The following is a 13640-nucleotide window of genomic DNA, read 5'->3' on the forward strand; positions in this document are numbered from 1 at the left end:
CTCACAGTTCCTGGTTGGCGCCGTCTTCGAGGGCGAGTCGTTCGAGCTCGAGCAGGATCTTCTCCTCGACCAGCCCCGCCAGGTCGGCGACCGTGCGGGCGGTGAGGACGTCGTGCGGGGTCAGCGGTACGTCGAAGGCCGCGCGGCACCGGGACGTGACGAGCAGGCTGCGCATCGAGTCGCCGCCGAGTGCGAAGAAGTCGTCCTCGGCGCCGACGCGCTCCACGCCCAGCACCTCGGCCCAGATGCCGGCCATGACCTCCTCGGTCTCCGTCCTGGGCGCCACGTACGGCGCGGCGGACGCGGTGGCCGACGGTTCCGGCAACGCGGCCCGGTCGACCTTCCCGTTGGTGCTCAGCGGAAGCGCGTCGAGCACCATGAACACCGAGGGCACCATGTAGTCGGGCAGGGTTCGTCCCGCGAACGCGGCCAGGTCCGCGGGTTCCGGTGCACGGGCGGGGTCGGCGGGTACCAGGTAGGCCACGAGCTGCTTGCCGCCGAGGGAGTCCTCGCGGACCACCACGACCAGCCCGCCCACGCCGGGGTGCCGGTCCAGGACCGCTTCGACCTCGCCGAGCTCGATGCGGAACCCGCGCAGCTTCACCTGGTCGTCGGCGCGGCCGGCGAACTCCAGCACGCCACCGGGCAGCCACCGCACGACGTCGCCGGTGCGGTACATCCGCTCCCCCGGCGCACCGAACGGGCAGGCGACGAACCGGGACGCGGTCAGGCCCGGCCGGTCGAGGTAGCCGCGGGCCAGGCCGGCCCCGGCGAGGTACAGCTCGCCGGGCACGCCGACCGGAACGGGCCGCAGCCGCTCGTCCAGCACGTAGGTGGCCATGCCGTCGAGCGCGGAGCCGATGGGCACGGTGTCCGGCACGTCGTCCTGGCCGGTCATCCGGTGGGAGGTGGCGAACGTCGTGGTCTCGGTGGGTCCGTAGCCGTCGACCACCACCAGTCCGGGGCAGGCCGCCATGACCCGGCGGACCGCGGCGGCGGGCACGACGTCACCGCCGGTCCACACCTCGCTCACGCCGACCAGGCAGTCCGGCGAGTCCTGCGCCAGCACCCGGAACAGGCCCGCGGTCAGCCACAGCGCCGTCACGCCGTGCGCGGTGATCTGCTCGCGCAGCGCGGCCGCGTCCAGGTCCTGCGGCGGCGCGACGACCACCCGGCCGCCGCGCAGCAGGGGCACCCACAGCTCGTAGGTGGAGGCGTCGAACGCCAGTGGTGAGTGCACCAGCACGGTCCGGTGGGCCGGGCCGTCGAACCGGGAGTCGAGCGCGAGCGCCACGACGTCCCGGTGCCGCACCGCCACACCCTTCGGCGTGCCGGTGGAGCCGGAGGTGAACTCCACGTAGGCGAGGCCGTCGGGGTGTCCGGCCACGGCGGGCCGTTCGGCTGACGTCTCACCGCCGGGGACGACGACGTGCCCGTCGAACGGGACGGTGTCGGAGTCGGTGATCAGCACCCGGCTCCCGGCCTGGTCGAGCACGAGCCCCTGGCGTTCGACCGGCGCCCGGCTGTCCAGCGGCAGGTAGGCGCCGCCCGCCTTGAGCACGGCGAGCACCGCGACCACCACGTCGGCCGATCGGCGCAGCAGCAGCCCGACGCGTTCCTCCGGCTGCACACCGAGCGAGATCAGCCGCTGTGCCAACGCGTTCGCGCGGGCGTCCAGCTCGGCGTAGGTGAGCGACGTGCCGCCCGCGACCACCGCGGTCGCGTCCGGGGCCCGGTCCGCCTGGGCGGCGAACAGCTCGGCCACGGTCGCGTCCGGGACGCTGCTCCGCACGCGCTCCGGGAGGACGAGCCGGCGTTCGGCGTCGTCGAGGAGGTCGACCTCGCCCAGCGCGCGGCCGGGGTCGGCGGTCAGACCGCGCAGCACCGCGGTCAGGTGACCGGCGATGCGCTCGACCGTGGCGAGGTCGAACAGGTCGGGGTCGTAGCTGAGCCGGAACTCCAGCTCCGCGCCGGGCCGGACGCCCAGGCTGAGCGGGAAGTTGGTCGTCTCGACCGCGTCCAGGTCGCGCAGCACGACCCCGTGGGCCGCGGCCTCGTCGATCGGGTAGTTCTCGAACACCACGATGCTGGCGAACAGGTCGACGCCGCCCGGCACGTCGCTCCAGGCCTGGAGGTCGGCGAGCGCCACGTGCTCGAACCGCCGCGCCTCCGCCTGGTCGGCCTGCAAGCGCCGCAGCCACGCCGCGACCGGTTCGTCCGGCACGACCTCCGTGCGCACCGGCAGGGTGTTGATGAACATGCCCGTGATGGCGTCCGCGCCGGGCAGGTCGGCCGGGCGGCCGGAGACCGTGGAGCCGAAGCACACGTCGTCCTGGCCGCTGTAGCGCGCCAGCAGCAGCGCCCAGGCGCCCTGCACGACGGCGTTGAGCGTCAACCCGTTGCGCTGGGCGAACTCGCGCAGCTCGCCACCGGGCAGGGTGACCGTGGTCCAGGCGGCGGTCCGGGTGGCGTGACCCGGTGCGGCGGGGCGGTCGAGCGGCAGCGGGGTGGGTGCGGCGAACCCGCCGAGCACCCGCCGCCAGTGCTCCTCCGCCTCGGTCGCGTCCTGTGCGGCGAGCCAGCGCAGGTAGTCGCCGAACGGCCGGCGGGCCGGCAGGTCCGGCTCGCGACCGGCGGTGAACGCCGCGTAGCAGGTGAAGACGTCGGTCAGCACCTGGAACGTGCTCCACCCGTCGAGCAGCACGTGGTGGAACGTCCAGCCGACCCGCACGGAGGTGTCCGACTCGCGCGTCAGCTCCAGCCGCAGCAGCGGCGCGGTGCCGAGGTCGAGCTCGCCGCCGGTCCCGTCGTTGATCGGCACGTCGACCGTGCGGCAGACCACCTGCACGGGCCGGTCGACGCCCTCCCACACGACGCGGCTGCGCAGGACGGGGGTCCGTGCGACGACCTCGCGCCACGCACGGGCCAGCGCCTCGACGTCCGTGACGCCGTCGAGGACGAACGAGATCCGTTCGGTGTACAGGCCTTCGTGGCCGTGGGACAGGCTGTGGAACACCATGCCCGCCTGCATCGGCGTCAGCGGGTAGACGTCCTCGACGGCGCGGCCGTCGCCGACGATCCGGTCCACCGCGGGCTGGTCGAGGCCCGCCAGCGGGAAGTCCGACGGTGTCCGGCCGCCCGCTCCCGGCCGGGCGCAGTGCGCGACGATCTCCCGCAGCGCCACCGCCATCGCCTCGGCCAGCACGCGCACGGTCGGCTCGTCGTGGACCTCGTCGCTGTAGTACCAGGTGAGCTGCAACCGCTTGTCCTGCACCGCGCCGACGACGTCGAGCAGGTGGTGGCGGGGCGTGTCCGGTGCGGCGTCGGCGCTGATCCCACCGGCCGTGCGCACCGCCGTGCCCGCCACGCCGTCGAACTGCCCGAGGTAGTTGAACGCCACCGCCGGCTGCACCCCGCCGTACCGCGCGCCGAAGCCGATGCCGCGGCGGGGCACCGCGCGCAGCCGTTCCTTGGTGGCCTTGAGCACCGCGCCCCAGTCCCCCGCCGGCACGTCGAGCGCCACCGGGAACACCGCGGTGAACCAGCCGACCGTGCGGGACAGGTCGACGCCGTCGAGGAAGTCGCCGTCGCGGCCGTGGCCCTCCAGGTCCACGAGCACCCGGTCGCGGCCGGTCCACCCGGCCAGCACCCGTCCCAACGCGCTCAGCAGCACGTCGTTGACCTGCGTGCGGTACGCGGCGGGCACGTCCTGCAACAGGGCCCTGGTCTCCTGGGCGTTCAGCTCGACGGTGACGCCCCGCACGGAACCGGTCGTGCCGGTGCCGGTGCGGTCCACGGGCACGCCCGGGTCACCGGTGACGCCGGCCCAGTGCCCGGCCTCGTCGTCGAACCCGCCGGCCGCGGTGTGCTCGGCCAGCCGCAGCGCCCAGTCGCGGAACGACGTGGTCCGCGCCGGGAGGAGGACCCGTTCACCGCGCACGGCCTGGAGGTAGGCGGTCTCCAGGTCCTCCAGCAGCACCCGCCACGACACGCCGTCCACGACGAGGTGGTGCGCGGTGAGCCGGACCCGGTGCGACGTGAGCGGCGTGGCCCGCAGCAGCGGTCCGCGTCCCAGGTCGAACCCGTCCACCTCGGACAGGACGTCGACGGGTCCGACCGGCGGGTTGTGCTGCTGCCAGCCGGTCGCGGTGTGCTCGAACCGCATCCGCAGTGCGTCGTGGTGCTCGACCAGTGCCGCCAACGCCGTGCGCAACGCCGTGCGGTCGACCTCGTCGGTGAACTCCACCTCGACGACCTGGTCGAAGTGCTCGGGGTGCGGCGGTTCCGCGTCGAGGAACCACCGCTGGATCGGGGTCAGCGGGACGTCGCCGGTCACCGGGCCCCGCGGCACGTCCTGCTGTTCCGCGGCGACCGCGGGCACGGCGGCGGCGAGCGCGGCGACGGTCGGACGGCTGAACAGGTCGCGTGGCGCCAGGGCGTACCCGGCCTGCCGGGCGCGGGACACGACCTGGATGCTGATGATCGAGTCACCGCCCAGCTCGAAGAAGTCGTCCTCGACGCCGACCCGGTCGAGCCCCAGCACCTGCGCCCAGATGCCGGCGAGCACGCGCTCGGTCTCCGTGCGCGGCTCGACGTGCCGGGTGCCGGTCGTCTCCCACTCCGGTGCGGGCAGCGCCTTGCGGTCGAGCTTCCCGTTGCCGGTCAACGGGAGCCGGTCCAGGTGCACGAACGCCGAGGGCACCATGTGCTCGGGCAGCGTCTGCGCGAGGAACCCGCGCAGGTCGGCGCCACGGCCACCGACGACGTACCCGACGATGACCTTGCGCCCGGCGTGCTCGCGGACGTCGGCGACGGCGGCGGTGACGTCGTCGTGGGCTTCGAGCGCGGCCTCGATCTCGCCGAGCTCGATGCGGAAGCCGCGGATCTTGACCTGGTGGTCGGCGCGGCCGAGGTAGTCGAGCCGGCCGTCCTTCCAGCGCGCCAGGTCGCCGGTGCGGTACATGCGGGAGCCGGGGGCACCGAACGGGTCGGCGACGAACCGGGACGCGGTCAGGCCGGGCCGCTTGAGGTAGCCGCGCGCCAGGCCTGCGCCGGCGACGTGCATCTCGCCGACGACACCGGGCGGCACCGGTCGCAGGTCCTCGTCGAGGACGTACACGCGCAGGTCCGGGATGGGTTCGCCGACGGTGCCGTCGGCGGGCGTCCACGTGACGTGCACGGTGGTCTCGGTGATGCCGTACATGTTGATCAGCTCGCCGGGGCCGTTCCAGGCCGCGAGCTTGCGCACGTCCAGCGCCTCACCGCCGAAGACGACGTAGCGCAGGCTGAGGTCCTGCGGCTGTTCGGCGATGAGCTGGTAGAACGCGGACGGCGTCTGGTTGAGGACCGTGACCCGTTCCCGTGCCAGCAGGTCGGCGAACTCGCGCGGCGAGCGCGACACCTCGTGCGGCACGACGACGAGCCGGCCGCCGTGCAGCAGCGGTCCCCACAGCTCCCAGACGGAGAAGTCGAAGGCGTAGCTGTGGAACAGGGTCCACACGTCGTCGGCGCCGAACCCGAACCAGGCGTCGGTGGCCGAGAACAGCCGGGCCACGTTGGCGTGCGGGACGACGACGCCCTTGGGCTTGCCGGTGGAGCCGGAGGTGTAGATGACGTACGCGGGGTTCTCCGGCCGCAGCACGACGTCCGGTGCGGTCGAGGGCAGCCCGGACAGGTCCGGCAGCTCGGTCAGCACGGTCACCGGCCGGGTGTCCTCGACCATGCCCGCGATCCGGTCCTCCGGGTAGGACGGGTCGATCGGCAGGTAGGCCGCGCCGGACTTGAGCACGCCCAGCACCGCCACGACCAGGTCGGTGGACCGCGGCAGCCGCAGCGCGACGTACTCCTCCGGTCCCGCACCGCGGTCGGCGAGCAGGTGCGCCAGCCGGTTGGCGCGGGCGTCCAGCTCGGCGTAGGTCAGGTGCTCGTCCCCGCAGGTGACCGCGACGGCGTCCGGGGTGCGCGCGGCCTGCTCGGCGAACAACCGCGGCAGCGTCGCCACCGGGTAGTTCCCGCCGGTGGGGTTCCACTCGACCAGCACCTGCTCGCGTTCGGCGTCGTCGAGCAGCCGCAGCTCGCGCAGCGGCCGGTCCTGCTCGGCCAGCAGGTCGTCCAGGAGCAGCCGCAGGTGCCCGCCGAGCCGCTGCACGGTGGCCTCGTCGAACAGGTCGGGGTCGTGGTCGAGCTCGACGACCAGGTGCCGGCCGGGCGAGACCACGACGGTGAGCGCGTAGTTGGTGGGCTCGTGCGCGTAGACGTCGTGCAGCCGCAGGCCGTGCTCGGCCATGGCGTCCTCGTCGAACGGGTAGTTCTCGAACACGAGGATGCTGTCGAACAGGTTCGCGCCGCCGGGCAGGTCGCTCCACCCGCGCAGCCGCGACAGGGGCACGTGCTCGAAGCGCCGTGCCTCCGCCTGGTCGGCCTGCAGCTCGCGCAGCCACGACAGCTGGTCGCGGCCGCGGTCGACGGCGACCCTGGTCGGCACGGTGTTGATGAACATGCCGACCGTCGACTCGACACCGGGCAGGTCGGCGGGCCGGCCGGACACGGTGGTGCCGAACACGACGTCGGACGTGCCGGCGTAGCGGGCCAGCAGCACCGCCCAGGCGCCCTGCACCACGGTGTTCACGGTCAGGCCGTTGCGCTGGGCCGCTTCGCGCAGCCGTTCGGTGCTCTCGGCGCTCAGCTCGAACCGGACGGTGCCACCGGACTGGGCGCGGTGCGCGTCCACGGGGCGGCGGTCGAACGGCAGCGGCGTGGTCTCGGCGAAGCCGTCGAGCACCCTCCGCCAGTACCTCTCGGCCTCGGCGCCGTCCTGGCGGTCCAGCCAGTGCAGGTACTCGCGGAACGGCGGGCGGGCCGTGGCCGGTCCCGCCGTGCCGCGGGTGATGGCCGCGTGGTGCTCGCAGACCTCGGTGAACAGCTGGGCCGCGCTCCACCCGTCGAGCAGGACGTGGTGGAACGTCCACAGCACCAACACCTCGTCGTGCGCCAGGCGGGCGATCGCGACGCGCATCAGCGGTGCGGCGGTCAGGTCCATCCCGGCCGCGCGGTCGCTCTCCAGCAGCGCGTGCAACTCGGCGTCCTCGTCGAGGCCGGTCCAGTCGAGGTGGGTGACCGGCAGGGTCACCTCGGGCCGCACGCGTTGCAGCGGTTCGGCGAGCCCGTCCCACACGACCTCGCTGCGCAGCACGGCGTTGCGGTCCACGACCCGTTGCCAGGCCTCGGCCAGCGCGTGCGGGTCGGTCACGCCGGTGAGCCGGAAGCGGACCTGGTTGAAGTAGGCGCCGGAGGTGGTGCCGTCGACCAGGCCGTGGAACACCATGCCGGCCTGCATCGGCGTCAGCGGGTAGAGGTCCTCGACGTCGCGGCCGTCACCGGTGAGCCGGTCCACCGCCGCCTGGTCCAGGCGTGCCAGCGGGAAGTCCGAGGGCGTGCGACCGCCGGAACCCGGACGGGAGCAGTGGACCACGACCTCGCGCAACGCCGTGGCCAGTGCCTCGGCCAGGCGCCGCACGGTCGTCTCGTCGTGCACCTGGTCGCTGAAGTACCAGGTGAGCTCCAGGCAGCCGTGCTCGACCGCGCCGACGACGTCGAGCAGGTGCGGGCGCGGCGCCCGCGGTGCGCCGTCGAGCTCCAGGCTGCCGCGCACGGCGTGCAGCACGCCGCCCTCGACGCCCGTCCAGTCGAGCCGGCCGAGGTAGTTGAAGCTGATCTGCGGGCCACCGGTGCCGGGCTCGTGCAGGGCACCGTGGCCGATGCCCTTGCGCGGCACCGCGCGCAGCTGTTCCTTGACCGACTTGAGGACTGGTCCCCAGTCGCCTTCCGGCACGTCGAGGGCGACCGGGAAGATCGAGGTGAACCAGCCGACCGTGCGGGACAGGTCGACGCCGTCGAGCACGTCCTCACGGCCGTGGCCCTCCAGGTCCACCGGCACCCGCGAGCGGCCGGTCCAGTCGGCGAGCACCCGGCCGAGCGCGCTCAGCAGCACGTCGTTGACCTGCGTGCGGTACGCGCCGGGCACGTCCTGCAGCAACGCCCTGGTGGTGTCGCCGTCGAGCCGCACGGAGACGGCGCGGGTGGACCCGGCGGTGTTGGGGCCGTCGTGGTCGACGGGCAGGGACGGGTCCACCGCCGCGGTCGCGGTCCAGTGGTCGCGTTCGTCGTCGAACCCGCCGTCGGCGGTGTGCCGGGTGAGCCGGTGCGCCCAGTCGCGGAACGACGTCGTCTTGGCGGCCAGCCGGACGGGCTCACCGCGGGCCGCCTGGTCGTAGGCCGTGACGAGGTCTTCGAGCAGCACGCGCCACGACACGCCGTCCACGACGAGGTGGTGGATCGTCAGGCGCAGCACCGACTCGTGCAGCTGGGCGTGCAGCAGCGGCCCGGTCGCGAGGTCGAAACCCGTGCAGGGGCTCGTGGTCAGCAGCTCGGCCGGTTCGGCCGCCGCGTTGTGCTGGCGCCAGCCGGAGTCCGTGCGCTCGAACCGCATCCGCAGCGCGTCGTGGTGCTCCACCAGCGCGGCCAGGGCCGTGCGCAGGGCGTTGACGTCCACATCGGACGCCAGCTCGGCGGTCAGGACCTGGTTGAAGTGCTCGGGGTGGTCGGGGTTCGTGGCGAACAGCCAGCGCTGCACCGGTGTGAGCGGCACGTCTCCCACGACCCGGCCCTGGTCGGTCTCGGCTGGTCCGGCGACGGTCGCCACGGCCGCGAGCGCCGCCACGGTGGGGTGGCGGAACAGGTCGCCGGGGCTCAGCGACAGCCCGGCCTGCCGGGCGCGCGACACCACCTGGATGCTGAGGATGGAGTCGCCGCCCAGCTCGAAGAAGTTGTCGCCGGCGCCGACGCGGTCGACGCCGAGCAGCTGCGCCCAGATCCCGGCCAGCACGGCCTCCGGTCCGTCGGCGGGGGCGACGTGCGCGCCGGTGGCGGTGGCCCACACCGGGTCGGGCAGGGCGTGCCGGTCGACCTTGCCGCTCGCGTTGAGCGGCAACGCCTCCACTACGACGAACGCGGACGGCACGAGGTAGTCGGGCAGCACGCGGCCGAGGAACTCCCGCAACGCCGCCGCTTCGGGTGCGGTGTCCACGGCGGTCAGGTAGGTCACCAGCCGTCTGCGGCCGGTGTCGTCGACCCGCACGACCGTCACCGACTGACCGACCGCCGGGTGCGCGGACAGGGCGGTGTCGACCTCGCCCGGTTCGACGCGGAACCCGCGGATCTTGACCTGGTCGTCGGTGCGGCCGACGAACTCGACGGTGCCGTCGGGCCGCCACCGCACCAGGTCGCCGGTGCGGTACATCCGCTCCCCCGGCGCTCCGAACGGGTCGGCGACGAACCGGTCCGCGGTCAGCCCCGGCCGGCCCGCGTACCCCCGCGCGAGGCCGGAGCCCGCGATGAACAGCTCACCCGGCACGCCGACCGGGGCGGGCGTCAGGCTCTCATCGAGCACGCGCAGCCGCATGCCGTCCAGCGGGCGGCCGATCGGCACCACGTCGTCCACGGCGTCGGCGTCGGCCATGCGGTGCGAGGTCGCGAAGGTGGTGGTCTCGGTGGGGCCGTAGCCGTCGACCACGACGATGCCGGGGCAGGCGCGCAGCACCCGGCGGACCGCGGGGGCGGGCACGACGTCGCCGCCGGTCCACACCTCGCGCAGCCCGGTCAGGCAGTCGGGGTCGTCCTGCGCGATGACCCGGAACAGGCCGGCGGTCAGCCAGAGCCCGGTCAGCCCGTGCCCGGTGACGAGGTCGCGCAACCGGTCCGCGTCCAGGTCCTCCGCCGGGGCGACCACGACGGTGCCGCCGGAGAGCAGCGGCACCCACAGCTCGTAGGTGGTGGCGTCGAACGCGGGCGCGGAGTGCAGCAGGACCCGCTCGTGCGCGCCGCCGGTGAACCGCCGGTCGCGGGCGAGGTCGGTGACGTCGCGGTGCCGCACGGCCACGCCCTTGGGCACGCCGGTGGAGCCCGAGGTGTGCATGACGTAGGCCAGCTGGTCGGGGTGCACGACCACGTCCGGCGCGGAGGTCGCCCCGTCCTGGTCACCCAGCACGACGACGTGGCCCTCGTGGACCTCCTGCGCGGTGGCCTGCCAGGTCCGGTCGGTGAGCACGACGGCGGCGCCGCTGCCCGCCAGCAGGACGGCCAGGCGTTCGGCGGGTGCCCTGGTGTCAAGCGGGACGTACGCGCCGCCCGCCTTGAGCACGGCCAGCTCGGCGACCACGAGGTCGGCCGAGCGGCCCAGCAGCACCGCGATCGGTTCCTCCGCGCGCAGTCCGTGCCGCAGCAGGTGGTGCGCCAGGCGGTTGGCGCGGGAGTCGAGCTCGGCGTAGGTCAGCGTGGTGCCGCCGGCGACGACGGCCTCGGCCTGCGGCGTGCGGCGGACCTGGTCGGCGAACAGGGCCGTGATCGTGGCGGCGGGCCGGTCGACGGCGGTGTCGTTGAACGCGTCGAGGACCTGGTGGCGTTCCTGCCGGTCGAGCAGCGGGAGCTCGCTCAGCGGCCGGCCGGGTTCGGTGGCCACGGCCTCCAGCAGGGTCCTGAGGTGACCGGCCATCCGCTCGATCGTGGTGGCGTCGAACAGGTCGGTGTTGTACTCCAGGGTCAGCTCCAGCGCGCCGTCCCGCGGCCAGAACTCGACCAGCAGCTCGAACCGGGCGCGCGGCCGGGGCAGGTGGTGCTCGGTGACGTCCAGGTCGCCGACCGCCGTAGACCGCACCATCTCCTGCTGCAGCACCACGAGCGCCTGCACGAGCGGGGTGCGGCTCGGGTCGCGGTCGGGCCGCAGCTCGTCGACGAGCCGGTCGAACGGCACCTCGTCGTGGGCGAACGCGTCGCGCACGGTCTCGCGCACGTCGGCCAAGAAACGCTCGAACGGCACAGCCGGGTCCACTGTGGAGCGCAGGACGAGGGTGTTGACGAAGAAGCCGACGAGGTCGTCGAGCTCGGGCCGGCCACGTCCGGCGGAGGCGGTGCCGACGGCCACGTCGCGGCGGCCGGTGTAGCGGGCCATCAGCAGCTGCACGGCGGCGGCCAGCGTGGTGAACAGGGTGGTGCCACCGGTGTGACCGACCTCGGTCAGGCGCTGCACCAGCTGTCCCGGCAGGGTTTCGCGGTGCACGGCACCGCGGGTGGTGCGCTGCGCGGGGCGGGGCCGGTCGGTGGGCAGGTCGAGTGGTTCGAGGCCCGCGAGGGCGGTGCGCCAGTGGTCGAGCTGGCCGGTGACGGCCGGGTCCTCGACGCGGCGGCGTTGCCAGGCCGCGAAGTCGCCGTAGCGGACGGGCAGCGGCTTCAGGTCGGGTGTTGTTCTTCGAACCGCGGCCCGGTACAGCTCCAGCAGGTCGTCGACCTGGACTCGGACCGACCAGCCGTCGGTGACGATGTGGTGCTGGTCGAGCAGCAGCACGTGGTCGTCGTCGGCGAGCGTGGCCAGCACGGCGCGCACCACCGGGCCGGTGCTCAGGTCGAACGGCGTGGTCAGCTCCTCCGCGCACAGCCGGTCGAGCGCCTCGTCCCGGTGCGCGGCAGCGGAAAGGTCCTCCACGCGCAGCGGCACCACCGCGGCCGGGGTGATGACCTGCACGCCGCGCCCGTCGACCTCGGCGAAGGTGGTGCGCATGGTCTCGTGCCGTTCGGCCAGGCCGTTCAGCGCGGTCCGCAGGGCGTCGAGGTCGAGCGGGCCGCGCAACCGCAGGGCGACACCGGTGTTGTAGTCGGTGCCCGTCGGGTCGATCTTGTGCTGCAACCACAACCGTTGCTGCGCCGGGGACAACGGCAGCACGGCGTCGTGCGGCACCGCGGTGATCCGGTCGTCCGCCGCGATGGGCAGGCGGTCGGCGAGCAGGTCGGCCAGACCCGCGACGGTCCGCGCGTCCAGCAGGTCGCCGGTGGACAGCGGCACGTCGAGCGCCGTGCGCAGCCGGGACACGACCCGCAGGGCCTGGATCGAGTCGCCGCCCAGGGACAGGAAGTCGTCCTGCGCGCCGACGCGGCCGGGGTCGACCGCGAGGACCTCTGCCCAGGCCTGCGCGATGGCGCGTTCGGCGGGGGTGCGCGGTGCGACGTGCGCGGTGCGCCGGTCGAAGCCCCAGTCGGGGGCCGGCAGCGCCTTGCGGTCGACCTTCCCGTTGGTGTTGAGCGGAAGGCGGTCCAGTGCCACGAACGCCGACGGCACCATGTAGTCGGGCAGCGTCCGCAGGAGGAAGTCGCGCAGCTCGTCGTCGGACGGTGCGGTGCCGACGACGTAGGCGACCAGGCGCTTCACGCCGTTGTGGTCGAGCTGCGCCTGCACCGCGGCCTGCACGACGCCGGGGTGCTTGGCCAGCACGGCCTCGACCTCCGCGGTCTCGACCCGGAAGCCGCGGATCTTGACCTGGTCGTCGACGCGGCCGACGAAGTCGACGGTGCCCTCCGGCGTCCAGCGGACCAGGTCGCCGGTGCGGTACATGCGGTCGCCCGGCGCACCGAACGGGTCGGCCAGGAACCGGTCAGCGGTCAGGCCGGGCCGGTTGAGGTAGCCGCGGGCCAGTCCCGTGCCCGCGATGAACAGCTCGCCGGTCGCCCCGTCCGGCACCGGGTCCAGGTCGTCGTCCAGCACGTGCAGGCGCATGCCGTCCAGGGCCGTGCCGATCGGCAGGACGTCGGGCACCGAGCCGAGGTCGGGCAGCGGGTGGCTGGTGGCGAACGTGGTGGTCTCGGTGGGGCCGTAGACGTCCACCACGGTCGTGCCGGGACACGCCTCCAGCACCCGCCGCACCGCCGCCGCGGGCACCACGTCACCGCCGGTCCACACCTCCCGCAGACCCGTCAGGCACGCGGGGTCGTCCTGCGCCAGCACGCGGAACAGGCCGGACGTGACGAAGATCCCGGTGACGCCGTGCTCGCCGATCGCCTTGCGCAGCACCGGTCCGTCCACGTCACCGGGAGGCGCGATGACGGCGGTACCTCCGGAGAGCAGCGGCACCCACAGCTCGTAAGTGGACGCGTCGAACGCCATCGGCGAGTGCACCAGCACGCGATCGTGCGCACCGCCGCTGAACCGCGCGTCACGGGCGAGGTCCATGACGTCGCGGTGCCGTGCCGCCACGCCCTTCGGCACGCCCGTGGAGCCGGAGGTGAACACGACGTACGCGAGGTTGTCCGGGTGGACCTCCGCCAGCCCACCCGTGCCCTCGTGCGCCTCCTCGTCGCCCACGACCAGCACGTGGCCGATGTGCACGCGGTCGGCGACCGCCTTCCACGTGGTGTCGGTGAGCAGCAGCGAAGCACCGGCTTCCGCCAGCACGGTCGTCATCCGCTCGTCGGGCGCACGGGCGTCGAGCGGCACGTACGCGCCACCGGCCTTGAGGACGGCGAGCAGTGCCACCACGAGCTCGGCCGACCGCTCCACCAGCACGCCGACCGGCCGCTCCGGCCGCACCCCCAGCGCCGGCAGGCACCGGGCGAGCCGGTCCGACCGCGCGTCCAGCTCCGCGTAGGTGTGCTCGCCGTCCTCGGCGACCACCGCCACCGCGGTGGGCGTGCGCCGGACCTGCTCGGTGAACAGGCCGACCACCGTGTCGCGCGACTGGGAGCAGAGCGGTGTGCCGGCGGGCACCGTCTCGTGGAGCGTCATCGCCGTTCAACCTCTTTCGGGCGCGCAGCAGCGC

At 74.0% G+C, this 13640-nt stretch carries 1 protein-coding gene; it reads right to left on the minus strand.

Annotated elements, in window-relative coordinates:
* Window position 1 precedes the first annotated feature (1 nt).
* Window positions 2-13606, minus strand: coding sequence for an amino acid adenylation domain-containing protein (locus ACZ7CH_RS38760; protein WP_470376221.1), 13605 nt, complete (start codon window positions 13604-13606; stop codon window positions 2-4).
* Between the last annotated feature and the right edge of the window lie 34 nt (window positions 13607-13640).

The sequence above is a fragment of the Lentzea sp. NPDC037011 genome (genome assembly GCF_055607425.1).